A 23,827-nucleotide genomic window follows, 5' to 3' on the forward strand; every position below is an offset into this window, starting at 1 on the left:
TCAGACGCCCTTGGCCAGCAGCGCCTCGATGGAGGGCTTCGCGGTATCACCCACGGAACGGCCTTCCTCGGTCTTGCCCTTGTAGACGATGAGGGTGCTCTGCGAGCGGGCGCCGAACGCCTTCACCGCATCCTTCTGGCTGTCGAAATCCACGCGGAACACCACCACGTCCTTGAACTTGGGGGTGGCCAGCAGCTCGCCGAGGATGGGGGCCTGGGCCGCGCACACCGGGCACCAGCTGGCGTGGATCTCCACGAGGATGGGCTTGCCCGCCTTCTGCGCGTCGGCAAAGGCGGCGGGCGTGTAGGCGGCGTGTTCGGTTGCGGCGTGTGTGGTGGCGCCGTGTTCGGTGCCGGCGAGGGCGGATGCGCCGGCGAAAGCGGCTGCGGCGAGGGGGAGGGCGATCGCGAAGGCGAGGGTGAAACGGCGGGTGAACATGGATGGCGTCCTTCTTCCCTGGATCGGCTGCGCTTGGCCGACAGGGGGCTTTTCGGGCGCCGGCCGGCGGCGGTTACCGATGGCGACTGCCATCACGGGCAGTTGATCGGCGTTCACAGGCTCCCCCAATTCCGCTAGACCACGGTCCTGCATTCGGCCGGCGCGATCCGGCCCGGGAGGATTTTGCTCCGTGAACGATCAGGTGAAGCTCGTCCTTGCCTCCGGCTCTCCCCGCCGCCTCGCGCTGCTGAACCAGGCCGGCATCGAGCCGGACCTTCTCATGCCCGCCGACGTGGACGAGACGCCCGAGCGCGGCGAGCTGCCCCGCCGCCTCGCCCAGCGCCTGTCGCAGGAGAAGGCGAAGCTGGTGGCCGGCCGGGCCAAGGACGCCGAGATGAACGCGCTGGTGCTCGCCGCCGATACGGTGGTGGCGGTGGGCCGGCGCATCCTGCCCAAGCCGGACCTCGTGGACGAGGCGGAGGCGTGCCTGCGCCTGCTCTCCGGCCGCACGCATCGCGTCTATACCGGCGTCTGCCTCATCGATCCGCGCGGCCGCACCGCCACCCGCCTCGTGGAGACGCGGGTGCGCTTCAAGCGGCTGTCGCGTGACGAGATCAACGATTACCTCGCCTGCGGCGAGTGGCGCGGCAAGGCCGGTGGATATGCCATCCAGGGCATCGCGGGCGGCTTCGTGGTGAAGCTCGTGGGCTCCTACACCAACGTGGTCGGCCTGCCGCTTTCGGAAACCCTCGGCCTGCTGACCGGCCAGGGCTACGACGTGCGCGCCGGCTGGGTGGAGCGCGCGGCGTGAGCGCGGATACCCCCGCTAAGCCCATCCCCACCGCCCGGCCGTGCCCCATCTGCGGCAAGCCGCCGGTGGAGCGCTACAAGCCCTTCTGCTCCAAGCGCTGCGCCGACGTGGACCTCAACCGCTGGCTGTCCGGCAGCTACGCCATCCCCGGCCGTCCCGAAGAGGACGAGGACGGGGAGAGCGGCCCGCCCGAGCGGGGCTGAACCACCTGCGGGCTCTCGCGCAAAAATATGCCTTTCCAGTAAACACAACTTTAAATAGAGTTGCGTTGGGGAGGGCATCCTATGCATGCAGCGATCTTATCCGTGCTGCCGGCGGTTGCGCTTGCCGCCGGGCTTCTGGTTCCGACCGGTGGGGCGCAGGCACAATCCGCATGTCCGGTGGCATCCGGGCAGCTTATGCCCGGCCAGCTTTATCTTCGCTCGCCCGACGGACGACAGTGGATCGACGCCACCGGACCGGGAGTGAAGTCCGTGATGGCTACATCAGACCGCGTCCGCGCCATCTATGCCCTGCCACCAGACCGTGGCGGCGTGGTCGCGATCAAGCTGCGCAACGAGGCGCCGCGCACCGGGCGGGACAGTGCGGACGTGCAGGAAGTCCACATCGAGCGCCCGGCCCTCAATGAAAGCTGCTTTGCGGGCAGGCGGGGGCCCATGGATCGGCGGGTGGCAGCGCGGGAGTATGACGACTACCACGCGGCGGGCCTCAAGGAATCCCAGCTGCTCCATGCCTTCCATTTCCGCTACCGCTCCACGGAGCAGCCGGAGTGCCACCGGACCGACGACGCCAACGTCGGCGGGCGGAGGCATTATTCGTTCACCCAGCCGAGCGAGTCCGGCGAGCCCACCCTTCGGGTCGCCGAGATTTCCGACGATGGCATTCCCCCGATCCTCGTCCCCATACGCGATGCGCTCGCCGTGATCTCCGGGCTGAAGCCGGCCCAGGCCAGCACCGGTGGCGGGCCGGGCATGCACTATGTCTATCTGCGCACCATGCTGCGGCGCTACCAGCCGGTGCCGCAGGGGGCGGCAAATTGCGTCTCCTTCAGCCTCGACGCCGCTGCCAACGTGACGACCACCTATGTGACGGTCTCCGACCTTGACTCCGGCAAGCAGTCCGCCGTGCAGCAAACGACCTGGACCCTGCGCTGGGCACGCCCGGAGCGATAGGCATGGCCGGAAAGCTGGTCGATACCATCAAGCGCAACATCCAGGTCTTTTTCGACGCCTTCTATTCCACCCGTGTTCCGCCGCTGGGCCAGGACGCTCCCGGTGAGAAAAAGGATGCGGTCGCGCTCTCGCAGCTGCTTCTGGTGACGGTGCTGGTGCTCGTCTCCCGGAGCTTTCTGGCGGGCGGCGGCATCTCCCTGTCGGTGCCGGCGATGCTCGCAGGTGTCGCCTTGGTGGCCGTGATCCTCGTGTCCCTGCTCGCCTACATCTTCTACCCCAAGGCCGATCCTAAGACGCAGAGCCTGCGCGGGTCGGTTTTCGTGATGTGCTATCTGATCCTGACGATCATGCTGTTCATCCTCATCGACGGCGTCGGCCTGTTCGCGCTCGGCCAGGCGCCTTCGACGCTGCTCGCCGACGCGATGTTCGCGGTGGGGCTCGATCCCGTCCGCTTCGGGGATTTTCTCACGGCTTTGGTCTTCAGCCTGCTGGCCTGGGTCCTTCTGACGGTGCGCACCGTATTGCAGTTTCCGCCGACCTCCTGGACAGACGCCTTCTGGACCCCGCAGTTCCCGACCTTCGTGCTCATGAATGCGGGGCTGTTCTACGTGGTCATCCTCGCCTGAGCGCCCGCCGCCCCACCTTGACGGCTCCCGTTACGGCGCGCGAGGGTGCCGCAGGTCTGGCACGGGCCGGGTCTGGCAGCGGAGCGCACATCATGGCGGCGGTGGAACGGGCGGCGGCGGACATTCCTTCCTTCCGGACCCACGCCTTCATCGACGGGGCCTTCCACCCGGCCGCCTCGGGCCGCACCTTCAGCGCCGTCAATCCCGCCACCGGCCACGCCATCGCCGAGGTCGCGGCCTGCGATGCGGAGGATGTGGACCGCGCCGTGAAGGCCGCGCGCCGCGCCTTCGAGGATCGCCGCTGGGCCGGCCAGCGCCCGCTGGAGCGCAAGCGCGCCTTGCTGCGCTTCGCCGAGCTCATCCGCGCCCACCGGGATGAACTGGCCCTCACCGAGACGCTGAACATGGGCAAGCCCATCTCGGACGCCCGCGCCATCGACGTGCGCGCGGCGGCCGACTGCTTCGCCTATTACGGGGAGTGCTGCGACAAGGTCTATGGCGAGGTCGCGCCCACCACCGACGACAATCTTGCCCTCGTGCTGCGCGAGCCGCTCGGCGTGGTCGGCTGCGTCACGCCGTGGAACTTCCCCATGATCATGGCCGCCTGGAAGGTGGCGCCGGCGCTGGCCATGGGCAATTCCGTGGTGCTGAAGCCGGCGGAGGAAAGCCCGCTCACCGCGCTGCGCCTCGCCGAGCTGGCGGCGGAGGCCGGCATTCCCGCCGGGGTGTTCAACGTGGTGCCGGGGCTCGGCGTCGAGGCTGGCAAGGCGCTGGGGCTCCACATGGATGTGGACGCCATCGCCTTCACCGGCTCCACCGAGGTGGGTCGCTATTTCCTGCGCTATTCCGCCGAGAGCAACATCAAGCGCGTGGCCCTGGAGCTGGGCGGCAAGACCGCCTTCGTGGTGGCCCACGACGTGAAGGATCTCGGCGCCGTGGCCGAGGCGGTGGCCGGCGGCATCTTCTTCAATCAGGGCGAGATGTGCACGGCGGCTTCGCGGCTGCTCGTGGACAACCGCATCCGCGCCGAGCTGGTGGAGCGCGTCGCCGCGCTTGCCCCGCGCTGGATGCCGGGCGATCCGCTTGATCCCGATGCGCCGGCCGGTGCCGTGGTGAGCCGCGAGCATCAGGGCCGCATCCTCTCCGCCATCCAGGCGGGCGGGGAGAGTGGCGCACGGCTGGTGACGGGCGGCACGGCGGTGCGCACCGAGACCGGCGGCGCCTTCGTGGTACCCACGGTGTTCGACGATGTGGCACCGTCCTCCGCGCTGGCGCAGAACGAAATCTTCGGGCCGGTGCTGTCGGTGATCGGGTTCGACGGGCTGGACGAGGCGGTGGAGATCGCCAACGGCACCATCTACGGCCTCGGCGCCTCCGTCTGGAGCGCCGACCTTGCCGCCGCCCACAAGGTGGCGCGGCGCTTCAAGGCCGGCATCGTCTATGTGAACTGCTTCGACGCCGACGATATCACCACCCCCTTCGGCGGCGTGAAGCAGTCCGGCTTCGGGCGCGACAAGTCCCTGCACGCGCTGGAGAAGTATTCCGACCTCAAGACGGTGTGGACGCGGCTTTGAGACTGGAGCGGCCCGGCTCCCCGGACAAGCGACACCGGAGGTGGAGCGCCGATCCGGGGGCCAGCGCAAAAGTCCGCCGCAGGCGCTTCAAAATCCAGCGGCTGCAGGAATTGTCCGCTGCGCGGTCGTCCTTGCGCTGGATCCCGGCTCTCCTTCCGCTGCGCTCCAGTCGGCCGGGATGCGAGACCCCTCACCGCCGCTCCAGCAGATGCACCTCTTCGGTCGCTTCCCACTGGCCCTTGAGGGCATCGGGACGGGTGACGGCATCGAGGTGCGTCACCCGATAGCCGGCGTCGTGCAGTGCATGGACCTCCACCGAAGGCACGGAGAAGGGCGGGCCGCCGACGAGGGACTGGTCATAGACGAGCGTCACCACCAGCTGCGGCACCGCCCCGGTGATGGCCGTGACATGGGCCGCATAGCGCGGGCGCATGTCGGGCGGCAGGGCGATCAGCGCGGCGCGGTCGTAGACCGCATCGACCGGACCAAGTGTTTCGGCTTCGAGCGCGAAGATGTCGCCCTGGAAGATGTCGAGGCCGGGGGCGCTGAAGCGCAGGAGGTCGCCGGCCGCGGTGATCTCGGGCACCACCTCCAGCTCGGCGAACAGCTCCTCCACCGCGATGCGGCTCAGTTCCGCGCCGGCCACGGCGAAGCCTTGCCCCAGCAAATAGGCGATGTCCCGCGTCTTGCCGCACAGGGGCAGGAAGATGCGCGCGCCGGGCGCGAGGCCGAGGCGGTCGAGGTGCTTCACCAGATAGGCGTTGGGCTTTCCCTCGTGAAAGCCGATCTGCTTCGTCTCCCACCGCGCCTGCCAGAACCCCGGTTCCATGCCCTCGCCTCCGCTGACTCCATCACCGGTCGCAGCTTTAGCAGATCAGGCGCGCCGTGCGAGCGCGGGGGTGGCCCACGGTCCCGCTTTCGCGCTGGAGCATGTCCGGCGAAGTCCGGTCGCCGGAAAGGCTCCAGATTTTTGGCCAAACGCATTTTCTTGACGCGAACCGGAATCCACTTCGCTCGAAAATGCTCTAGAACCGCAGAGGTTCAACACGGAGCATCGCCATCGTGACGTCCGCCCCCCTGTCCAACTCCACCGCCCACTGGCGCGCGCTGGATGCGGCGCACCACCTGCATCCGTTCTCCGACACGAAGGCGCTGAACGCCGAGGGGGTGCGGGTCATCACGCGGGCCGAGGGGGTCTATGTCTTCGACAGCGACGGCAACAAGATCCTCGACGGCATGTCGGGCCTGTGGTGCTCGCAGGTGGGGCACGGGCGGCACGCCATCGTCGATGCCATGGCGCAGCAGCTCTACCAGCTCGATTATTACAACACCTTTTTCAAGACCACCCACCCCGCCGCGGCGGAGCTGGCGGCGGCCATCTCCGAGGTGGCGCCGGCCCATATGAACCATGTGTTCTTCACCTCCGGCGGCTCGGAGGCGGTGGACACGGTGCTGCGCATGGTCCGCCACTATTGGGCCGCGCTGGGCAAGCCCGAGAAGCACATCTTCATTTCCCGCCGCAACGGCTATCACGGCTCCACCATGGGCGGCGCCTCGCTCGGGGGCATGAAGCCCATGCATGCGCAGGGCGGGTTGCCCATTCCCGGCATCATCCACGTGGCCCAGCCCTATTGGTGGGCCGAGGGTGGCGAGATGAGCCGCGAGGACTTCGGCCTCTATGCCGCGCGCGAGGTGGCCCGCGCCATCGACGAGGCGGGGCCGGAGAATGTGGCGGCCTTCATCGGCGAGCCCATCCAGGGTGCCGGCGGCGTCATCATCCCGCCCGCCAATTACTGGCCCGAGGTGGAGAAGATCTGCCGCGAGCGCGACGTTCTGCTGATCTGCGACGAGGTGATCTGCGGCTTCGGGCGCACCGGCCGCTGGTTCGGCTGCGAATTCATGGGCGTGAAGCCGGACCTCATCACCTTCGCGAAGGGCGTGACCTCCGGATACTTCCCGCTGGGCGGCGTGATTGTCGGGGATCATTTCGCCGAAGGCTTCATCGAGCATGGCGGCGACTTCAACCACGGCTACACCTATTCCGGCCATCCCGGCGGCTGCGCCGCGGCGCTCGCCAACCTCAAGATCATGCACGAGGAAAAGCTGGTGGACCGGGTGCGGACCGATATCGGCCCCTACCTGCAGGAACGCTGGCTGAAGCTCGCCGAGCATCCGCTGGTGGGCGAGGCGCGCATGGTGGGGCTCATCGGTGCCATGGAGCTGACCCCCGACAAGTCCACCCGTGCCGCCTTCGCGGCCGAGGAGGGCACGGTGGGCCTCATCTGCCGCGATTTCTCCTTCAAGGAGGGGCTGGTGATGCGCGCGGTGCGCGACGGCATGATCCTCGCCCCGCCCTTCACCCTGTCGCACGAGGAGGCGGACGAACTGGTCGCCACCGCCTGGCGGGTGCTGGACCTTACCCATGCGGAGCTGATCAAGCGGGGGATGATGGTTCCCGTCCCGCGCGTGCCGGCGAAGGCCGTGGCGAGCGCCTGAGCGCGCCGCGCACGGCGAAGCCGAAGTCAAAGATGGCGGCGGTGGGGCGAAGGCCAAGGTTTTCGCCCCCGGTTTTCCTCAAGTCAGTCCCAGGTATTTGCAGCTCTTGGACGCTGTCGGGAACGTTTTTGCCTCGACCACTGTTTCTGATGCGATCTGAACGCAGCAGGAGAGGTAAGATGCGAAAGACGTTGCTGATGAGTACCGTGATCGCCGCCCTTGCGGCTCCCGTGATCGCTCCCGCCGCCGCCTTCGCGCAGGCCTCCACCGCCACGGGCGCGGTCGGCGGTGCCGCGGTCGGCGCGGTGGTGGGTGGCCCCGTGGGTGCGGTGGTGGGCGGCGTGGTCGGTGCCGGTGTCGGCGCGGCCGCCGAGCCCCCGCAGGAGGTGCGCACCTACGTGATGAAGGAGCGCCGCCCCTCCGTCCGCATGGAGCAGGAGGTGGTGGTGGGCCGCCAGCTCCCGCCCAGCGTGACGCTCTACAACATCCCGCAGAACAGCGAGTATGAATACACGGTGGTGAACGACCGCCGCGTCATCGTCGAGCCCAAGACCCGCAAGGTGGTCTACATCGTCGAGTGACGAAAGCGCTGGTACCGCGTCGAAGGCGCCACCCCTCGGGGCGGCGCCTTTGGCGTGTCAGGCCACCGGCGCGGAATCCGCAAACTCAGGATGCGCGGCACTGAAGGCGTCGAACCAGGCGACGAGCTTGGGATGCTCGGCCCTCCAATCCCCGCCGAAGCGGAAATCGAACCAGCCCAGCGCGCAGGCAAGGGCGATGTCGCCCGCGTTCGGCGTGCCGGAATAGGGCTCCACCTCCGCCTCCAGTGCATCGATCGCGCGCAGGCGCTTGCCTGCCTGATGCTCCAGCCAGCGCGGCTCGTGCTTCTCCTGCGGCCGGAAGCGCGCCTCATAGAGAATGAGGATGCCTGCATCCATCATCCCGTCGACGAGGGCCTCGCGGCGCAGCACCTTGATGCGCGCAGCCGGCGCGGTGGGCAGGATGCGCCCGTCGCCCGCCAGATGGTCCAGATAGGCGAGGATCACCGACGAATCGAACAGGACCTCTCCGTCGTCGGCCAGCAGCGCGGGAATCTTCCCCAGCGGGTTCTGCTGGCGCAGCGTGTCATTGGGGTCGAGCGTGTCGGCCGGCTCCAGCTGGAGCGGAATGCCGAGGATGGCAGCGGCGACGCGCACCTTGCGCACGAAGGGAGAGGTGGGGGAGTGGCGGAGCAGCATGGGAAGGGGGTCCGTGGGGACGGGAGGAGGGACCTTCTGGATAGCCCGGCCATGGCCATGCTGCCACGCAAAAACAACGGGATTCGGCGCAGCGTCGTCGCTACCCCGTTCTTCCGGCGCCTCAGCCGGCTTCCGTCAGCCACGACACCCGCGCCCGCCCCTTGCCGTCCCGCGCCAGCAGGGGGGCGAGGGCGTTGAGCACGGTTTTCATCTCGTCGGCCAGCGTGAAGGGCGGATTGACGATGATGAGGCCGGAACCGGAAAGGGTGTCCAGCGCGCGCACCTGCGCGAAATCCAGTTCCACGCGCAAGGTCTTCGGCAGCTTCAGACTGGCCACGTCGCGGCGGAAGGCGTCTACCGCGCGCAGGTCCTTGATGGGGTACCAGAGCATGAAGATGCCGGTGGCGAACCGCCGGTGCGCCGCCTCCAGCCCCGCCACCATGCGCTGGAATTCGCCGGGCTCCTCGAACGGCGGGTCCACCAGCACCACGCCGCGCCGCTCGCGCGGGGGGAGGTGCGCGGCGAGGGCCTGCCAGCCGTCCTGGGCGAGGATTTTCACCCGGCCCTCGGCGCGCGGGTCCTCGCCCACGCGCTTCTCCAGCTTCACGCGCTCTTCCTTGTTCAGCTCGCAGAACAGGAACTTATCCTGCGGCCGCGACAGGGCGAGGGCGAGGGCCGGCGAGCCGGGATAGAGCTTGCGGCCGCCTTCGCGCAGGCCGCGCACGCAGTCGAGATAGGGCGCGAGCAGCGCCGCGGCGGGGGCGGGGAGGGTGCCGGCGTCCTGCGCCGCCAGCACCGCCTCGATGCCGGCATCCGCCTCGCCGGTCTTGCGGGCGTTGATGCCGTCGAGATCATACAGCCCGGTGCCGGCATGGGTGTCGAGCACGCGATAGGGCGCATCCTTCTTGCCGAGATAGGCGAGCACGCGGGCCAGCGCGGCGTGCTTCATGACATCGGCCGGGTTTCCGGCGTGGAAGGCGTGGCGATAGTTCATCTCGGCTCGGCGATGGCGCGGAAGGGAGGGTGTGGATGGCGCGGGCAGCTGTGACGTAGCGGTATTGTGGCCCTCGTGACGCCGTGCGACCGTTCCGGCGTGACGCATGGACGCCGGGACGTCAAGCGGCAGTGCTCCACCCGCGCCCCCCGCGTCCGCAGGAGGGAAACATGAAGCCTCTCGTTTTCGCGCTGTCCCTTGTTGCCACGCTCGCGGTCGCGGTGCCCGCTTCGGCGCAGCAGGCGCCCTCCCTCGTCGGGACCTGGAAGGGGCCGAGCGACGGTGTGGGCATGGAAATGGGCTATGTGACCGCCGATTACGGCCTCGTCGTCGAGGAGCAGCGCGGCCGCTCCTTCAAGGCCAAGGTGGTCTATCCGGTGCGCGGCGGCACCAAGTCCGAGCCGGTCTTCGGCACGCTCACGCCCGATCTGAAAACCCTCTACCTGTCGGGTGACGACGGCATCCACATCGGGACGATCCAGCCCGACGGCGTGATCGACCTCTGCTATCTGGAGGCGGACGACGACGACGCGCTGGCGCTCTGCGCGCGCCTCACCAAGCAGCCCTGAAGACGGGGCGGGGAACCGGCCGGCGGGTGTCTCAGCGCCCGCCGCGCACCGGCGGCATCACCATGCGCGAAAGGCGGCAGGCGCGGCGCTCCACCTCCGGGCAGGGCTGGAAGGCGAGGTCGCGGCTGAGGCACACCCGCACTTCCCGCAGCCGGCGCCGGTCGCAGTCCACCGAAATCATGCCGGCCTCCAGGCCGGGATTGGCGGCGCGGAAGGCGTTTTCCACCTCTTGCGGCGCGACCATCTTGTAGTCGTCGAGACGGGAGAACTCTGCCGGGATGACCACCTTCGCCTTCGCCGCGCGCACCTGATCGAAATAGGCCTGCGGCGACAGGCCGGAGCAGGTGCCGTGCTTCTTCCATTCATAGATGACGAGGCGCCGGCTCGGCATCATGTCCAGCATGGAATTGACGAGCGGGTTCGGCACGTAGGGCGGCGGGTTCTGGCAATATTGCGGGAAGCCGCGCTCATACTGCGGCCACAGGCCGTGCACCACGAAGGCGTAGGGGCGGGTGAGCGAGCATTGTGGCTCGCTGTCCGCGCGCTTGCCCTGGTCCTCGCAATAGGTCGGGGACCAGGACAAGGAGAGCACATAGAAATCGAACTGGCCGGGCTGGCCCTCGGCTTGCGCAGGGCCGAAAGCCGCGAGCGCCAGCAGCAGCGCGAGACCGGCGGCGAGCCGGCCTGCGGTCGTCCGCAGGGCCTGTGCGAAAGAGGCCTGCGGGAAAGAGGCCTGCGCCAAAGGCCGCGTCACGGACCCGCCATCTTGCAGGACGGAGCGTAGGCGTAGTTGCGGTCGAGCCCGACCACGCACCATTCCACGCCCCAGGTGGCGCCGGTCCAGCCGCCGTCCTCGATGATGGAATAATAGATGACGCGCTTCTTGAGGTCGTTGGTGAAGACCGTGCCGCGGCAGTAGCGGCGCGGCTGGTATTCCTGCCCCCACGGGCGGAAAGCGATCTCGTGCACCTTCTCGAAGTCGGTGATGGAGAGGCTGGAGGCCCAGAAGCGCCGCTCGGTCTCGGCGAAGCGGGTGGCGATGAGGTCGAGCGCCTCCTGGCTGTCGCAGGCCGGGACGACGCCGGAATAGTTCGGGCCGGAGAGCCAGAAATTCAGCTCCAGCAGGTTCGCCGCCTTGGCCGGGGCGACGGACACGGGCGCGAACGCAAGCGCAGCCACGGCCGCCGTCGCGGCGATCCGGCCGATGGAGGCTCCCAAGGCCGCGCGCACGCGCTTCATCTTGCCGCCAGCCTTTTCGCCAACGGCCTTCGCGCCCAGCGCCCGCTCACCCATGGTCGTCTCCACTTCGGCCTTCCGCCCCTCCGGGCGTACCTCGGCGGGACGATGCGGCCGGGTTCGGCCGCGGTCAAGGACGCGGCGGCAACACCTTAAGAGAAAATGAACGAGCGGTTCGATGGCGCCTGTCGTGCTCTCGCCGGAAAAGAACGGCAAGCTGCCTGGGTCCGACTCGCGGGAGGAGCCCCGAATGCCGCAAACGACGCCCCACCTCGTGACCGCCGGCCGGAGCGGACCTGTGCCTTCGGGCCTGCCGCGCTTCTCCACCGGGCGGGAGGCGGCGCTGGAGATGCGGCCGGACCAGCCGGTCTATTGCTTCCGCCCGGAGGTGCTGACGGCGGACGCCGCGGCCTTCCTCAAGGCCTTTCCCGGCAAGACCGCCTATGCGGTGAAGACCAATGGCGAGCCCATGGTGCTCGACGTACTGGCGCGATCGGGCATCAACGCCTTCGATGTCGCCTCTCCCGCCGAGTTCGCGGCGGCGCGGGCCGCGGCGCCGGGGGCGGAGCTGTTCTACATGCACCCGGTGAAGGCGCAGTCGGACATCCGCCTCGCGCTGGAGCATTACCGCATCCGCGCCACCGCCCTCGACCATGAGGACGAGGTGGCGAAGATCCTGCGCATCGTCCGCGCGCTTGATCTCGATCCGGAAGACCTCACCTTGTTCGTGCGCATCGCCTCCAAGGGGGAGGCGGCCTATGAGCTGTCGCGCAAGTTCGGCGCGGCGCCGGGCCATGCGGCGGAGCTGCTCCAGCGCATCCATGGCCTCGGCATCCGCTGCGGCCTGTGCTTCCACGTGGGCAGCCAGGTGGAGGATGTGGACACCTACGCCCGTGCCGTCGCCACCGCTGCCGAGGTGCGTGACGCGGCGAAGGTGCCCATCTCGGTGCTCGACGTGGGCGGGGGCTTTCCGGCGACCTATGCGGTGGACCCGCGCCGGCCGGTGCCGCCCATGCCGCCGCTGGGCGAGATCGTCGGCGGGCTGATGGGGGCGGTGGAGCGGCACGGCTTTTCCGGCATCCCGCTGGTGGCGGAGCCGGGGCGCGTCATCGTCGCCCGCGCCTTCTCGGTCATCGTGCGGGTGCTGCTGAAGAAGGGCCAGCGGCTCTACATCAATGACGGGGTGTGGTCGTCTTTGTCCGACTCGTGGACTGGCAAGATTTTGCTGCCCGTGCGTCACATCCCCGATCCCGCCCGCCGCCGCCGGCCGGGGCGGGCGGACGTGATGGCGCCGTTCCGCATCTACGGCGCCACCTGCGACAGCGTGGACGTGCTCTCCCGCCCCTTCTATCTGCCGGAGAGCGTGGACACGGGCGACTGGATCGAGATCGGCCACATCGGCGCCTATTCCCTCTCTTTGCGCACCCGCTTCAACGGCTTCTACCCCGACACCTTCGTGGAAGTGACGACGCCGTTCGACGCCGGTGAGGCGCCGGACGGCTTCGCCGAGCCCGAGCGGCGGGGCGGAGTGGAGGGGTAGGCGAAAGACCGAAGGCGGGCTTCGTCTCGACAAGAGCGCCGTCATGCCCCGGCTTGTCCGGGGCATCCACCGTGCCGACAAAGCGATGTTTCGTTTCCCAGAGGCCGCCCGGCCGCTGAGTGGATCCCCCGGACAAGCCGGGGGATGACGGTCGAAAGGGATGGTGAGGTCCCGGCCCTAGAACCAGATCTTCTGGGTCTCGCGGCCCTTGTAGAGGTCGGCCACATACGCGCCGTAGCCGTTGAATAGCTCGGTCGGCACGCGCTGGCCGGTGGCGATGTCCTCTTCGCTCGCCTGGCTCCAGCGCGGGTGCGGCACCTTGGGGTTCACATTGGCCCAGAAGCCGTATTCGGACCCCTGGAGCTGCTCCCAGAAGCTCACCGGCTGCTTGTCGGTGAAGGTGAAGCGGACGATGCCCTTGATGGATTTGAAGCCGTATTTCCACGGCAGCACCAGCCGGAGCGGCGCGCCGAACTGGTTGGGCGCGGGCTTGCCGTAGACACCGGTGACGAGGAAGGCGAGTTCGTTGGTCGCCTCTTCCAGCGTCAGGCCTTCCACGTAGGGCCACGTATAGCGGAAGTCCCGCTGGTTGGGCGCCACCTTGGGATCGAGGAAGGTCTCCATCTTGATGTATTTCGCGCCCGAGGTGGGGGCCGCGAGGGCCACGAGGTCCTTCATGGGAAAGCCCGTCCACGGCACCGCCATGGACCACGCCTCGACGCAGCGGTGGCGATAGAGGCGCTCCTCGAACTTCACCTTCTTGAACAGATCGTCGATGCCCATTTCCTGGGGCTTCTCCACCAGCCCGTCGATCTTCACCAGCCACGGACGGCGCTGGAAGCGCGTCATGGAGGGGCCGACGACCTTGCCGTAGCTGAACTCGTAATAATTGTTCACGAGGCTCGACTTCGCTTCAGGCGTCACCGGCCGTTCCAGCGTGTAGCGCGGGTTTCGGGGGGCGGGGTAAAGGCTGGCCGAGGGGTCGGGAATGTCGCCGACGCGCTGGGCTGCGGCAGGGCTGGAGAGCGTCCCGGCGCCGAGGCCGGCGAGGAGCATGGCCCCCGCGCCCATGGCCTGGCGGCGGTTGAGATAGACGTCCTCCGGCGTTGCCGCCGATTCGGGAAGTTCCCAGCCGCGCCTTGATCTGATGAGCATTCAGTGTCCTCCGTCGCGGCGCCAAGATCGGGGCGGGGGGACGAAGGGGCAAGTCACACAGGCGTGTCTCACACGGGCGTGTCTTACGCGCCGGTGTGAGTCCTCTCCCGTGGGCTCACTGAGGAGCGGCGGCGGATTGCTCGAGGGTCAGCGTCGCGCCGGCGATGGAAACGCTGAGGCCGCTGTCGGACGATACGCTGAGGGGTTGCAGCGTCACCTGCTTGGTGGCGTCGTCGGAGGCCAGCATGTTGGCGGAAAAGCCCGGGCCGAGGGAGAAGCCGGTGGAGATGCCGACATATTTCCCCGCCAGCGCGCCGGGCGCCACGGCCGGCGAGGTGGCGATCACCGCCCAGAGCATGCTGGCCTGATCGGAAACGCCGAAGTCGAGCCCGATCCGCTCCATGGTGCCGCTGTAATAGTGATTGACCCCCATGGAGGGCCGGTATTCGCATTTCACGGAGCGCGAGGAGCCGAAGCCGTAGCCGGTGGCGAAGGCGCTGCGGCATTCCAGCAGGCCGGCCGCCACCTGGGGCATCGCCGGGCCGCCGAAGGCCGGCGCCAGCATGGCGGCGAGGCCGGCGCCGCAAAGCGCGACCGCCACCGAACGAGACACAAACCTGGACATGCCGAACCCCTCCGCACAGGGATGGCGCCTCGGCGGGACCATGTCGTCCGGCTGAGGCAAAGCTCACTCTGCCACGAAGGCTGCGGCCCTTTTATGGTGGGTCGCGAAATACCTTCAGTTCGGCAACAGAATCAGGGTGAGGTCGGCGATGCCGGCCGCGACGTCGGCGCCCACCATGCCCTCCACCGAAATGGTCTGCAGGGCGATCTGGTTGCTGGAGCCGCCAAGCAGCACGTTGGCGCCCGCGCCGATGGTCCAGGCGGCATCCGCCGAGACGCCGATATAGCTGCCGGCGATGTCGCTCGGGTTGGGCCGGGCGGTGGGGGCGAACACCGCCCAGGCGAGGGTGTCGGCGGCGAGCACGCCGAGATCGATGCCGAAGCGGGAGATGGTGCCCTTGTAGCGCGACAGCACCACATAGGGCTGCGCCGCGTTGTCCCGGAATTCGCAGGCCGCCTCGCGCATGGAGCCGAGCACGAAGCCGATGGACGGCGCCACCTTGCACACCAGCATGCCGGACTGGACCAGCGGTCCCGTCGGGGGCGGGGGCAGCTGCACCGGCGGGAGGGGCTGGGCTGAAGCCGGAATTGCGGCGGCGAGGACGGTCGAGGCAGCAAGAAGGGCGGCGGCGATGGTGGCGCGCATGGACAATCCCCCAGATGGCGACGCTCGAGAGGTACGTCGTCGGGGAGTCCCGTGCAATCGCCGCCCCGGGTGGCTTGGCGCGCGCGGAATCATCCGGCGGAGCGGGCGGAGACAGAGGCTTGAAAATGCTCGCGCCCCCGGTTGGGCCGGGGGCGCGGGGCAGGCTTGCAGATGGGGCAGATGCCGTTGCGGCAGGAGGCGTTTGGGCCGTCCTGCCGCCGGGCAGGTGCGAATCAGCGCAGGGTGAGGTCCGACACGCCGAGGGCGAGGTTGAGCCCGGTCTGGCCTTCGAGCGACAGCGGCTGCAGCGCGAAGGTGTTCTGGGAACCGCCCACGAGGACGTTGGCACCGAGGCCCACGCCGATGGAGGCGGAGCCGGCCGCACCCACGTAGGTGCCGCGCAGGGCGCCGGCGGGAACCTTGGCGGACGGGGCGAACACGCCCCACACCAGCGTGCCGCGGCCGTTCACGCCGATGTCGAGGCCGAAGCGGCGCACGGTGCCCTGATAGGTGCCGCGCTTGGCGCCGTGGACGGCCGGGCGGAACGCGCAGCTCATCTCGCGGACCGAGCCGATCACGAACGCCACGTTGGGCGCCATGTTGCAGGTCAGCGTGCCCACCTGGACGCGGGACTGGGCCGAAGCGGGAAGCGCGCCGGCGACGAGCACGGCGGCAGCAGCGAGGCCGGCCTTGAGAACAGTCTTCATGATGTCGTTCCTCCTGTGGGAAGCGGGCGGGTCGAATCCGGCGCCCGACGACCGCGCAGCCTTAGCCCAGACTTCACCGCGGCGCCAACGCTCCAGTTGGCGCAGGGTTCCGTTTTCCCGTCGCTGTTGCAATTCCCACCCTCCCGGAAGGTAAATTTCACGGGAGGCCGGGCGGACGCGGGGCCGGCTCGGCGGCCGGGTCAAGAGCGAGCGACGGGTGCCGCTCGCTCCCGTAGGGTCAGGCCAGGGAGCCGCAGAAGCGCTGGATGCGGCGGCAGGCTTCCTCGAGGTCCGTGGTGGCCGTGGCGTAGGAGATGCGGAAGGCCGGGCCGAGGCCGAAGGCCGAACCGTGCACCACCGCGACGCCTTCTGCATTGAGCAGCTCGGTGGCGAACACCTCGTCATTGGTGATCTTCACGCCCGTGGGCGTGGTCTTGCCGATGGTGCCGGCGCAGGATGGGAACACGTAGAAGGCGCCTTCCGGCTTCGGGCAGGTGAGGCCCTTGGTCTGGTTCAGCATGGAGACCACGAGGTCGCGGCGCTCCTTGAACACCTTGTTGTTCTCGGCGATGAAGTCCTGCGGCCCGTCCAGCGCCTCGAGCGCCGCCCACTGGGCGATGGAGGAGGGGTTGGAGGTGGACTGGGACTGCAGCGTCCCGATGGCCTTGATGAGCGCCTCCGGGCCGGCGGCATAGCCGATGCGCCAGCCGGTCATGCAATAGGCCTTGGAGACGCCGTTCATGGTCAGCGTGCGGTCGTAGAGCGCGGGCTCCACCTGCGCCGGGGTGACGAACTTGAAGTCGTCATAGACGAGGTGCTCGTACATGTCGTCGGTGAGGATCCACACGTGGGGATGCTTCACCAGCACGTCGGTGAGCGCCTTCAGCTCGTCGAAGCTGTAGGCGGCGCCCGAGGGGTTCGAGGGCGAGTTGAAGATCAGCCACTTGGTCTTCGGCGTGATGGCGGCTTCCAGCACCTCGGGACGCAGCTTGAAATTGTCTTCCAGCGTGGTCATCGCCGGCACCGGGGTGCCGCCGCAGAATTCCACGATGTCCGGGTAGCTCACCCAGAAGGGCGCCGGGATGATGACCTCGTCGCCGGCGTCGACCGTGGCGACCAGCGCGTTGAACAGCACCTGCTTGCCGCCGGTGCCGACAGTCACCTGCGAGGGCTTGTAGTCGAGCCCGTTCTCGCGCTTGAACTTGCGGCAGATGGCGGCCTTCAGCTCGGGAATGCCGTCCACGGCGGTGTACTTGGTCTCGCCGCGACGGATGGCCGCGATGGCGGCTTCCTTGATGTTCTCGGGGGTGTCGAAGTCCGGCTCGCCGGCCGAGAGCGCGATGATGTCCCGCCCCGACGCTTTCAGCTCCCGCGCCTTGTTGGAGATGGCGATGGTGGGGGAGGGCTTGATGCGCTTGAGGGCGGACGAAAGGAGGCTCATGGCCTTTGGGCTCCGGGACGCGCGATCGTGGGCGGAGCGGATGCCGCGGCACGGGCGCAACGATGACAGGTCGAGGGCCGGCCGGATGCCGGCGGGGCGGACACTAGTTCAGAGCTTTGCCGCGAACAAGCAAGGATCGTGAATGTCGCGCCACGCCGGATTGATGGATCGGGGCGCGGCGTGGACCGGCCCTCTGCGCTACCTACGCTCAGGCGCCGCGCGGGCTTTGATCCGGGGCTTGCGGCCTCCCCGGCCTGCCGCCACATGCTGGGCGTTCGGGGGGCGGGGAGGACGGTTGAGGTGCTGACGCTCTATTCCACGCAGTCGTCGGGCAATTCCTACAAGGCGCGCCTGATGCTGGCGAAGCTCGGCCGGCCGTTCCGCCTCGTGGAGGTGGACATCTTCGCCGGCGAGCATCGCACGCCGGAATTCCTCGCCATGAACCTGGAGGGGCGGGTGCCGCTCCTCGATGTGGACGGGCGCTTTCTCGCCGAGTCCAATGCCATCCTCTTCTATCTCGCCGAGGGCACGCCGCTTCTGCCGGACGATCCCTTTGCCCGTGCCGAGGTGCTGCGCTGGATGTTCTTCGAGCAGAACAGCCATGAGCCCGGCATCGCCACCGCCCGCTTCTGGCTGCGGCAGGTGCGGGGCGGACGCGAATTGCGCGCCCACGACGTGGATCGCTGGATGGAGGAGGGCTACGCGGCGCTCAAGGTGATGGAGCGGCACCTGTCCGCCCGCCGCTATTTCGTCGGCGATGCGCTCACCATCGCCGACATCGCTTTGTTCGCCCACACCCATGTGGCGGAGGAGGGGGACTTTTCCCTCGCCGCTTTCCCCGCCGTGCGCGACTGGCTCGCCCGCGTGGCGGCGGAGCCGGGGCATGTGGACATGAGCTGGCGGCCCGGGAACGCGGCGGCCGACCCGGCGCTCGCCTGAGCGACGCAATCCTGAGCGACGCAATGGCGCGCCAAAACAGCGGGGACGGCTCGCGCGTCCGTGAGCGATCGACATCATCTTGCCATCATCCGTGAAGGCTAAGCCGCCGTCGCGCCACGATTCTTTTCCACCCTGCCTTGTGTCGGCGGAACTGATTCGCCCCTTTTCACGTTGCCAGACTGCGCGCGGAACAGGGGATGAGGAGGCTGCCCCAATGAGCGAGACCATCATGTCCGGACGTTGTGACGTCGGCGGTTACATGGAAGCAGGGCACTTTTCCCTCACCCGCCGCGCCGTGCGCCAGTCGCCGGCGGATCCCGAGCTGCTGGCCCGTGCCGTGCGCGCCCACAAGGAAGGCGATGCGCTGGCCCAGGCGGTTCTCACCTTTGCCCTCATGGTCGCCATCGGCGCCGTGGCGCTGGTGCTCGGCGGTCATGCGGCCATGGCGGGGGATCTGATCGCCGGTGGCGTCAAGGAATCCTCCGGTTTCCTCCTGTCGCTCGGCGTGGTCGGCGGCGCGGTTCTCCTGTCGGCCCTGGCGGCGCGGCGTTTTGCGACGTCCCGCATCGAAACCCGCCGCATCGAAACCCGCCGCATCGAAACCCGCGCGCGTGCGCGGTCGCGTTGATCCGGCCGCGCGGCATACGCCTTCGCCGCTGAACGACGCGCTGCCCGAGGCGCAGCGTGCGGCCGGGCCGCGCACGAAGCGGCGGCGCGGCACAGGCGGTGCGGCGCTCGGCTCCATCCTTCTCCTCATTCTCCTTGCGGCGGCGACATACGCGTTCGCTCAGCCCGTGGAGGCCCGGCTCGGCGGCGCGCAGGTGCGCGTCGTGCCCTTCGCCAGCGGCCTCGACACGCCCTGGAGCATCGCCTTCCTCCCCGATGGCCGCCTCCTTGTCACCGAGCGCGACGGCCGGCTGCGCCCCATCGATGCGACGGGCAAGGTGGGCGCCCCCGTCTCCGGCGTGCCGCAGGTAGCCGCGCGCGGGCAGGGCGGCCTGCTGGATGTGGTGCTGGACCCCAAATTCGCGCAGAACCGCCTGATCTATCTCAGCTATGCCGAGCCGCGCCCGGAAGGCGCCGCCACCGCCGTCGCCCGCGGCAGGCTCTCCGAAGACCTCACACGCCTGACCGACCTGGACGTGATCTTCCGCCAGCAGCCGGCGGTCTCCGGCGGCAACCATTTCGGCTCCCGCCTCGTGTTCGCGCCGGATGGCATGCTGTTCGTCACCCTCGGTGAGCGGTTCAACTACATGGACAAGGCGCAGGACCTCTCCACGACCCTGGGCAAGGTCGTCCGCATCGCGCCCGACGGCTCAATTCCGGCCGATAATCCCTTCGTCGAAAGGGTCGGCGCCCGGCCTGAGATCTGGAGCTATGGCCACCGCAATGTGCAGGCCGCGGCCATCGAGCCGGGCACCGGCGCGCTGTGGACCGTCGAACATGGCCCGCGCGGTGGCGACGAGGTGAACCGGCCGGAGGCGGGCGAGAATTACGGCTGGCCGGTGATCGGCTATGGCCGGCACTATTCCGGTGCCCAGATCGGCGTCGGCACCGCCAAGGAGGGCATGGAGCAGCCCCTGTTCTACTGGGACCCCTCCATCGCCCCGTCCGGCGCCGCCTTCTACACCGGCGATGCGCTGCCGGGCTGGCGCGGCCAGCTCTTCGTCGGCGCGCTGGCGGGTCAGGCGCTGGTGATGGTGAAGGTGCGCGACGGCGCCGTCATCGGCGAGGAGCGCCTGCCGCTGGGCAAGCGCATCCGCGACGTGCGCATGGGGCCGGATGGCGCGCTCTGGCTCGCGGCGGAGAGCACGGGCGAGATCCTGCGCGTCGTGCCGGCCGGGCGCTGACCGGATTCCCTCCTCCCCTGAAGCTCCCTAAGATCGGACAGCCGCAGACGCGCGGCGTCCGACCCGGAGTTCCCATGGCCTCGACCCTGCTCGCCCGCAACGCCCTCGTGCTCGTGACCATGGACGGCGAACGGCGGGAGATCGCGGGCGGCGGGCTCTATGTGGAAGACGGCCGCATCGTCGCCGTGGGCCGGCCGCAGGACCTGCCGGCGAGCGCCGACGAGGTGATCGACCTCTCGGGCCATGTGGTGATGCCGGGCATGGTGAACACCCACCATCACATGGTGCAGAGCCTGACCCGGGCGGTGCCCGCGGCGCAGGATGGCGAACTTTTCACCTGGCTGAAGTCACTCTATCCGCTGTGGGCGGGTCTCACCGGCGAGATGGTGGAGGCGGCGACGGAAACCGCCATGGCGGAGCTGATCCTCTCCGGCTGCACCACCTCCTCGGACCATCTCTACATCTACCCCAACGGTGCGCGGCTCGACGATTCCATCCGCGCGGCGCGGCGCATCGGCATGCGCTTCCATGCGGCGCGGGGCGCCATGACCATCGGCGAGAGCAAGGGCGGCCTGCCGCCCGACCGGGTGGTGGAGGACGAGGGCTTCGTGATGAAGGACACCGAGCGGCTGATCGGCGCCTATCACGACCCCGCCCGCTACTCCATGCTGCGCATCGTGCTCGCGCCCTGCTCGCCCTTCACGGTGAGCCGTGACTTCATGCTGGAGACGCTGAAGCTCGGCCGCGACAACAACCTGACGCTCCACACCCACCTTGCCGAGAACGACAGCGACGTCGCCTTCTCCGAGAAGACCTTCGGCATGGGGCCGACCGAATATGTGCGCTCGCTGGGCTGGGTGGGGCCGGATGTCTGGCACGCCCACTGCGTGAAGCTGGACGACGACGGCATCGCCTTGTTCGCAAAGACCGGCACGGGCATCGCCCATTGCCCGTGCTCCAACATGCGCCTCGCCTCGGGCATCGCGCCGGTGAAGCGCTTCCTCGCCGAGGGCATCCGGGTGGGGCTCGGGGTGGACGGCTCCGCCTCCAACGACAGCGGCCACATTCTGGGGGAGGCCCGGCAGGCCATGCTGCTGCAGCGCGTCGCCCATGGTCCCGACGCCATGAGCGCGCGCACGGCGCTGGAGATGGCGACGCTGGGCGGCGCCCGGGTGCTCGGGCGTGACGACATCGGCGCGCTGGCCCCGGGCATGGCGGCGGATTTCATCGCCTTCGACATGTCGCGCCTCGCTTACGCAGGGGCGCTGCACGATTCGGTGGCGGCGCTCATCTTCTGCCAGTCGCAGGATGTCTCCCTCAGCGTCATCAACGGGCGGGTGGTGGTGCGCGACGGTCGCCTCCTCACCATCGACCTTGCCGCCACGGTGGCGCGGCACAACGCCATGGCCGCCGAACTGGCGCGCTTGGCTTCAGCTTGATAAGACGACCGCGGCGGCTGGCGGCCCGCCCTCCCGGTGCCGGAAACGGCGCTGCCTTTTTGAAGACGACCGTCCGGAGTTGACGATGGGCAAACGCATCGTCGCGGTGCGCTACAGTCCCGACTGGCTCGCCCTGACCGACGACGACACCCGCCGCTTCCTGCGCCGCCACCACATCGACGAGAATTTGCTCGTGGATTTCATGGCGCTGTGGGATGGCAACCTGAAGGTGGATTACCGCAGCTTCCGCGACGAGATCGCCAAGCTCTCCCGCGCGAGCTTCGCCGCCGTGCGGGGCGCCGAGGTGATCTCCCACGAGGTGCTGCGCGAGACGAAGCGCGCGAGCGATGATCTCATCGCCTTCGTGGACGACGACGACTGGCTCTCCCCCGGCCTGTTCGAGGAGCTGGACAAGGCCTGCCCGCGCCCGCTCAACGGCATCTGGTGGGGCTCGATCCTGGTCGGCCCGCAGCTGACCACCTACGAGGAATCCCAGACCGTCCCGCTGATCGAGCTGCGGCCGCTGAAGCGGGTGATCTACACCAACAATTATGCCGTCACCGGCCGCGCGCTGAACCACCACGGCTATCCGCGCCTGTTCGAGCACTATCACGCGGACCGGCGCTTCGGAAAATTCTGGTGGCCGCCCAAGAAGGTGCCGCTCTATCTCTCGGCCGCCTCCAAGCACCCGTGCTCCACGGTCTCGGTGCAGTTCTTCATGGCCCAGCCCCAGTTCCGCGCCGACCCGCGCCGCCATGTGGAGCGCTTCGCCGACCAGCTGGCCGAGGCGGTGATCCCGGCCGAATACGGCTGGCTGAAGCAGCCCATGAACGCCGTCGAGGCCCTGGTGCGCCGCGCGCTGGCCTGAGCGGTTCTCGGCTTTGCCTTCGCTCAGGCGCCGCGCGGGCTGGCTTTGACGTTGTCTTCGCTCAGGCGCCGCGCGGGCTGAACGCGCGGCGCCGATGCCGCGCCGCCGCGCTCAGAACTTGTGGAAGATGAAGAAGGCGCCGGCCGAGATGAAGGCAAAGCCGAGCAGGTGGTTCCAGCCCAGCGGTTCCTTTAGGTAAAGCACCGAGAAGCCGGCAAAGACGATGAGGGTGATGACCTCCTGCATCGTCTTGAGCTGGGCCGTGGAATAGACCTCCGAACCGAAGCGGTTGGCCGGCACGGCGAGGCAATATTCAAAAAAGGCGATGCCCCAGCTCGCGATGATGGCGAGAACGAGCGGCGCCGACTTGTGCTTGAGGTGCCCGTACCAGGCGAACGTCATGAAGACGTTCGAGGCCACGAGCATGACGATGGGCAGGATTTGGGGGGGCAGAAGGTTCGTCAGGGGGGGCATAAGGCAGTGTTCCGGCGGATCTGAACCGATCCGCCGTCTAGCACGGAATGCGCGGCGGTGGGCCTCGCCTATTTTAGCTTTTCAGCCGCCTTGGCCTGCGGCGTCACCGAGGCAGCGTTGGCGGCCTGCGCGTCAGGCTTGTTGGAGGTTACGGCGAGGCTGGTCACGCCGGACATGAAAGAGCAGGCCTGATGGTATGACTGTGCATCACGTAGCGCGAGGGCGACCGAATAGTCCGCCAGTGTCGCGGTTTTGCGATTGGCGATGATCTGGTCGCGAATGCGGGTGCGATTGGCCTGAATCTGGTTGGCGATCAGCGAAACCAATTGGTTCTGCATCAACGTGCTGTCGCTGAGCGTGTCGGTGCCTTGGGCCAGAGCGGAGACGAGATTGAGCGCCTGCGCCGCTTGTCCGCCAGCAAATGCGCCAACGGTGGAGGCGACCATCGCGATTTCGCCGAGGAAGAGCTTGCGGTGCGATACGCGGACATAGAGATCGTCGATAAAAGCTTCGCACAGCACGTCCGACCGCTGCATCAGCGCGTCCTGAACGAAATCACGGTTGGCTGTGCTGCGCTGGGCGAAGTCAAGGATATCCCAATCGATCAGCGGCACGTAACGGCCGGAAAAGGCCGACGGCTGCGGCGTGGCAGTTTCACTGGCGGCCGACGCGGCAGGTAGCGCAGTGACGGTACGCCCATTCTGCTGGTCCACGTAGGACAGTCGCAGGTTGTAGTCGACGAGGGTTGTAGGGCGCATGGGTGCCCGCATCCCGGCTGGCAGTGATTCGCATCCCGTCAGGGCGAAGCCCGTGACGAACATCAGAATTGTGGTGCCCCGACGCCCGAATTTCATCTGCATGATTGCCTCCCCCTCCACCCATGATGGTGGGGTGGGTGGCGTCTGCAATTAAAAGTAGTAATTTGTTAATCATTCTATCACAGCGTGTCTTTCTTGCATCAGGAGTCCAGTGCTGCGGAGCCGGCACTTC

General features: G+C 68.3%; 27 protein-coding genes. 14 read left to right on the forward strand and 13 right to left on the reverse strand.

From position 1 onward, the window contains the following. Positions 1 to 438 (reverse strand): thioredoxin family protein, encoded by a 438-nt coding sequence (locus EJ105_RS19470; protein ID WP_029557099.1) that lies wholly within the window; start codon positions 436 to 438, stop codon positions 1 to 3. 190 nt (positions 439 to 628) lie between these two features. Between EJ105_RS19470 and EJ105_RS19475 the strand changes: the two genes are divergently transcribed. The 5 genes from EJ105_RS19475 to EJ105_RS19495 all read left to right on the forward strand — a co-directional run bounded on the left by EJ105_RS19475 (position 629) and on the right by EJ105_RS19495 (position 4,621). After that, positions 629 to 1,249, forward strand: coding sequence for a Maf-like protein (locus tag EJ105_RS19475; RefSeq protein ID WP_029557100.1), 621 nt, complete (start codon positions 629 to 631; stop codon positions 1,247 to 1,249). After that, positions 1,246 to 1,452 (forward strand): DNA gyrase inhibitor YacG, encoded by a 207-nt coding sequence (gene yacG, locus EJ105_RS19480; protein ID WP_250167657.1) that lies wholly within the window; start codon positions 1,246 to 1,248, stop codon positions 1,450 to 1,452. The genes EJ105_RS19475 and yacG overlap by 4 nt, the downstream gene beginning before the upstream one ends. A 273-nt stretch (positions 1,453 to 1,725) precedes the next feature. After that, positions 1,726 to 2,421 (forward strand): hypothetical protein, encoded by a 696-nt coding sequence (locus EJ105_RS19485; RefSeq protein ID WP_250167658.1) that lies wholly within the window; start codon positions 1,726 to 1,728, stop codon positions 2,419 to 2,421. A 2-nt stretch (positions 2,422 to 2,423) separates the two neighbouring features. Beyond that, on the forward strand, positions 2,424 to 3,047 hold the full coding sequence (locus tag EJ105_RS19490) for a hypothetical protein (RefSeq protein WP_250167659.1): 624 nt from the start codon (positions 2,424 to 2,426) through the stop codon (positions 3,045 to 3,047). Positions 3,048 to 3,139: 92 nt separating this feature from the next. After that, complete coding sequence (locus tag EJ105_RS19495) at positions 3,140 to 4,621, forward strand: aldehyde dehydrogenase (protein WP_250167660.1); 1,482 nt, start codon at positions 3,140 to 3,142, stop codon at positions 4,619 to 4,621. A gap of 190 nt (positions 4,622 to 4,811) precedes the next feature. On the opposite strand, the gene tmpT is transcribed toward EJ105_RS19495, so the two are convergent. After that, positions 4,812 to 5,450, reverse strand: a complete 639-nt coding sequence (gene tmpT / locus EJ105_RS19500; protein WP_250167661.1) for a thiopurine S-methyltransferase — start codon at positions 5,448 to 5,450, stop codon at positions 4,812 to 4,814. A 233-nt stretch (positions 5,451 to 5,683) separates the two neighbouring features. Here tmpT and EJ105_RS19505 point away from each other — a divergent pair, with 233 nt between their 5' ends. Both EJ105_RS19505 and EJ105_RS19510 read left to right on the forward strand, forming a co-directional pair. Next, entirely contained in the window at positions 5,684 to 7,117 is a 1,434-nt protein-coding gene (locus tag EJ105_RS19505) for an aspartate aminotransferase family protein (RefSeq protein WP_250167662.1), read from the forward strand. 179 nt (positions 7,118 to 7,296) lie between these two features. Beyond that, entirely contained in the window at positions 7,297 to 7,698 is a 402-nt protein-coding gene (locus EJ105_RS19510) for a DUF1236 domain-containing protein (protein WP_250167663.1), read from the forward strand. Positions 7,699 to 7,755: 57 nt separating this feature from the next. On the opposite strand, the gene EJ105_RS19515 is transcribed toward EJ105_RS19510, so the two are convergent. Together EJ105_RS19515 and EJ105_RS19520 are read right to left on the reverse strand one after the other, a co-directional pair. Next, positions 7,756 to 8,355, reverse strand: coding sequence for a glutathione S-transferase family protein (locus EJ105_RS19515; protein WP_250167664.1), 600 nt, complete (start codon positions 8,353 to 8,355; stop codon positions 7,756 to 7,758). A gap of 121 nt (positions 8,356 to 8,476) precedes the next feature. After that, positions 8,477 to 9,349 carry a 23S rRNA (adenine(2030)-N(6))-methyltransferase RlmJ gene (locus EJ105_RS19520; RefSeq protein WP_250167665.1) on the reverse strand — a complete coding sequence of 291 codons (873 nt, stop codon included), beginning with the start codon at positions 9,347 to 9,349 and terminating at the stop codon, positions 8,477 to 8,479. A gap of 170 nt (positions 9,350 to 9,519) precedes the next feature. On the opposite strand from EJ105_RS19520, the gene EJ105_RS19525 reads away from it, so the two are divergent. After that, complete coding sequence (locus tag EJ105_RS19525) at positions 9,520 to 9,918, forward strand: hypothetical protein (RefSeq protein ID WP_024277482.1); 399 nt, start codon at positions 9,520 to 9,522, stop codon at positions 9,916 to 9,918. A 31-nt stretch (positions 9,919 to 9,949) separates the two neighbouring features. On the opposite strand, the gene EJ105_RS19530 is transcribed toward EJ105_RS19525, so the two are convergent. Then, a complete protein-coding gene (locus tag EJ105_RS19530; protein ID WP_347881332.1) occupies positions 9,950 to 10,672 on the reverse strand; it encodes a ribonuclease T2 family protein in 723 nt (240 codons plus the stop codon). Further along, positions 10,669 to 11,157 carry a hypothetical protein gene (locus EJ105_RS19535; RefSeq protein WP_051460770.1) on the reverse strand — a complete coding sequence of 163 codons (489 nt, stop codon included), beginning with the start codon at positions 11,155 to 11,157 and terminating at the stop codon, positions 10,669 to 10,671. Before EJ105_RS19535 ends, EJ105_RS19530 begins: the two co-directional genes overlap by 4 nt. A 307-nt stretch (positions 11,158 to 11,464) precedes the next feature. On the opposite strand from EJ105_RS19535, the gene EJ105_RS19540 reads away from it, so the two are divergent. Next, positions 11,465 to 12,694, forward strand: a complete 1,230-nt coding sequence (locus EJ105_RS19540; RefSeq protein WP_250167703.1) for a type III PLP-dependent enzyme domain-containing protein — start codon at positions 11,465 to 11,467, stop codon at positions 12,692 to 12,694. Positions 12,695 to 12,871: 177 nt separating this feature from the next. On the opposite strand, the gene msrP is transcribed toward EJ105_RS19540, so the two are convergent. The 5 genes from msrP to EJ105_RS19565 form a co-directional block, all read right to left on the reverse strand. Next, a complete protein-coding gene (msrP, locus tag EJ105_RS19545) occupies positions 12,872 to 13,849 on the reverse strand; it encodes a protein-methionine-sulfoxide reductase catalytic subunit MsrP (RefSeq protein ID WP_029557111.1) in 978 nt (325 codons plus the stop codon). Positions 13,850 to 13,964: 115 nt separating this feature from the next. Further along, entirely contained in the window at positions 13,965 to 14,474 is a 510-nt protein-coding gene (locus EJ105_RS19550; RefSeq protein WP_250167666.1) for a DUF992 domain-containing protein, read from the reverse strand. A gap of 114 nt (positions 14,475 to 14,588) precedes the next feature. Further along, positions 14,589 to 15,119: a DUF992 domain-containing protein gene (locus EJ105_RS19555; RefSeq protein WP_250167667.1), complete on the reverse strand. Its 531-nt coding sequence runs from the start codon at positions 15,117 to 15,119 to the stop codon at positions 14,589 to 14,591. Between the two features lie 233 nt (positions 15,120 to 15,352). Further along, positions 15,353 to 15,826 carry a DUF992 domain-containing protein gene (locus tag EJ105_RS19560; RefSeq protein WP_029557114.1) on the reverse strand — a complete coding sequence of 158 codons (474 nt, stop codon included), beginning with the start codon at positions 15,824 to 15,826 and terminating at the stop codon, positions 15,353 to 15,355. Positions 15,827 to 16,064: 238 nt separating this feature from the next. Beyond that, on the reverse strand, positions 16,065 to 17,267 hold the full coding sequence (locus EJ105_RS19565; RefSeq protein WP_250167668.1) for a pyridoxal phosphate-dependent aminotransferase: 1,203 nt from the start codon (positions 17,265 to 17,267) through the stop codon (positions 16,065 to 16,067). 264 nt (positions 17,268 to 17,531) lie between these two features. Between EJ105_RS19565 and EJ105_RS19570 the strand changes: the two genes are divergently transcribed. The 5 genes from EJ105_RS19570 to EJ105_RS19590 all read left to right on the forward strand — a co-directional run bounded on the left by EJ105_RS19570 (position 17,532) and on the right by EJ105_RS19590 (position 22,363). Continuing rightward, positions 17,532 to 18,206, forward strand: coding sequence for a glutathione S-transferase family protein (locus tag EJ105_RS19570; protein ID WP_284145541.1), 675 nt, complete (start codon positions 17,532 to 17,534; stop codon positions 18,204 to 18,206). Positions 18,207 to 18,420: 214 nt separating this feature from the next. After that, positions 18,421 to 18,834 carry a hypothetical protein gene (locus EJ105_RS19575; protein WP_250167670.1) on the forward strand — a complete coding sequence of 138 codons (414 nt, stop codon included), beginning with the start codon at positions 18,421 to 18,423 and terminating at the stop codon, positions 18,832 to 18,834. A 115-nt stretch (positions 18,835 to 18,949) separates the two neighbouring features. After that, entirely contained in the window at positions 18,950 to 20,056 is a 1,107-nt protein-coding gene (locus tag EJ105_RS19580) for a PQQ-dependent sugar dehydrogenase (protein WP_374254364.1), read from the forward strand. A gap of 74 nt (positions 20,057 to 20,130) precedes the next feature. After that, positions 20,131 to 21,495: an 8-oxoguanine deaminase gene (locus tag EJ105_RS19585; RefSeq protein WP_250167672.1), complete on the forward strand. Its 1,365-nt coding sequence runs from the start codon at positions 20,131 to 20,133 to the stop codon at positions 21,493 to 21,495. A gap of 85 nt (positions 21,496 to 21,580) precedes the next feature. Beyond that, positions 21,581 to 22,363 (forward strand): hypothetical protein, encoded by a 783-nt coding sequence (locus EJ105_RS19590; protein ID WP_250167673.1) that lies wholly within the window; start codon positions 21,581 to 21,583, stop codon positions 22,361 to 22,363. A 111-nt stretch (positions 22,364 to 22,474) separates the two neighbouring features. Here the strand turns inward: EJ105_RS19590 and EJ105_RS19595 are convergent, their stop codons facing one another. Further along, complete coding sequence (locus EJ105_RS19595; protein ID WP_250167674.1) at positions 22,475 to 22,837, reverse strand: DMT family protein; 363 nt, start codon at positions 22,835 to 22,837, stop codon at positions 22,475 to 22,477. A 68-nt stretch (positions 22,838 to 22,905) separates the two neighbouring features. Further along, a complete protein-coding gene (locus tag EJ105_RS19600) occupies positions 22,906 to 23,697 on the reverse strand; it encodes a hypothetical protein (RefSeq protein ID WP_250167675.1) in 792 nt (263 codons plus the stop codon). Between the last annotated feature and the right edge of the window lie 130 nt (positions 23,698 to 23,827).

Origin of the sequence: Xanthobacter aminoxidans (genome assembly GCF_023571765.1) — a bacterium.
GTDB classification, from domain to species: Bacteria; Pseudomonadota; Alphaproteobacteria; order Rhizobiales; family Xanthobacteraceae; genus Xanthobacter; species Xanthobacter aminoxidans.

Bases quoted from the DNA above. Each gene is read 5' to 3' on its own strand.
- EJ105_RS19570 (WP_284145541.1), top strand. From the start codon at position 17,532: ATGCTGGGCGTTCGGGGGGCGGGGAGGACGGTTGAGGTGCTGACGCTC.
- EJ105_RS19560 (WP_029557114.1), bottom strand. From the start codon at position 15,826: ATGAAGACTGTTCTCAAGGCCGGCCTCGCTGCTGCCGCCGTGCTCGTC.
- EJ105_RS19590 (WP_250167673.1), top strand. From the start codon at position 21,581: ATGGGCAAACGCATCGTCGCGGTGCGCTACAGTCCCGACTGGCTCGCC.
- EJ105_RS19495 (WP_250167660.1), top strand. From the start codon at position 3,140: ATGGCGGCGGTGGAACGGGCGGCGGCGGACATTCCTTCCTTCCGGACC.
- EJ105_RS19510 (WP_250167663.1), top strand. From the start codon at position 7,297: ATGCGAAAGACGTTGCTGATGAGTACCGTGATCGCCGCCCTTGCGGCT.
- EJ105_RS19595 (WP_250167674.1), bottom strand. From the start codon at position 22,837: ATGCCCCCCCTGACGAACCTTCTGCCCCCCCAAATCCTGCCCATCGTC.
- EJ105_RS19565 (WP_250167668.1), bottom strand. From the start codon at position 17,267: ATGAGCCTCCTTTCGTCCGCCCTCAAGCGCATCAAGCCCTCCCCCACC.
- EJ105_RS19600 (WP_250167675.1), bottom strand. From the start codon at position 23,697: ATGCAGATGAAATTCGGGCGTCGGGGCACCACAATTCTGATGTTCGTC.
- EJ105_RS19485 (WP_250167658.1), top strand. From the start codon at position 1,726: ATGGCTACATCAGACCGCGTCCGCGCCATCTATGCCCTGCCACCAGAC.
- EJ105_RS19535 (WP_051460770.1), bottom strand. From the start codon at position 11,157: ATGAAGCGCGTGCGCGCGGCCTTGGGAGCCTCCATCGGCCGGATCGCC.
- EJ105_RS19470 (WP_029557099.1), bottom strand. From the start codon at position 438: ATGTTCACCCGCCGTTTCACCCTCGCCTTCGCGATCGCCCTCCCCCTC.
- EJ105_RS19525 (WP_024277482.1), top strand. From the start codon at position 9,520: ATGAAGCCTCTCGTTTTCGCGCTGTCCCTTGTTGCCACGCTCGCGGTC.
- EJ105_RS19515 (WP_250167664.1), bottom strand. From the start codon at position 8,355: ATGCTGCTCCGCCACTCCCCCACCTCTCCCTTCGTGCGCAAGGTGCGC.
- EJ105_RS19555 (WP_250167667.1), bottom strand. From the start codon at position 15,119: ATGCGCGCCACCATCGCCGCCGCCCTTCTTGCTGCCTCGACCGTCCTC.
- EJ105_RS19550 (WP_250167666.1), bottom strand. From the start codon at position 14,474: ATGTCCAGGTTTGTGTCTCGTTCGGTGGCGGTCGCGCTTTGCGGCGCC.
- msrP (WP_029557111.1), bottom strand. From the start codon at position 13,849: ATGCTCATCAGATCAAGGCGCGGCTGGGAACTTCCCGAATCGGCGGCA.
- tmpT (WP_250167661.1), bottom strand. From the start codon at position 5,450: ATGGAACCGGGGTTCTGGCAGGCGCGGTGGGAGACGAAGCAGATCGGC.
- EJ105_RS19520 (WP_250167665.1), bottom strand. From the start codon at position 9,349: ATGAACTATCGCCACGCCTTCCACGCCGGAAACCCGGCCGATGTCATG.
- EJ105_RS19585 (WP_250167672.1), top strand. From the start codon at position 20,131: ATGGCCTCGACCCTGCTCGCCCGCAACGCCCTCGTGCTCGTGACCATG.
- EJ105_RS19575 (WP_250167670.1), top strand. From the start codon at position 18,421: ATGAGCGAGACCATCATGTCCGGACGTTGTGACGTCGGCGGTTACATG.
- EJ105_RS19490 (WP_250167659.1), top strand. From the start codon at position 2,424: ATGGCCGGAAAGCTGGTCGATACCATCAAGCGCAACATCCAGGTCTTT.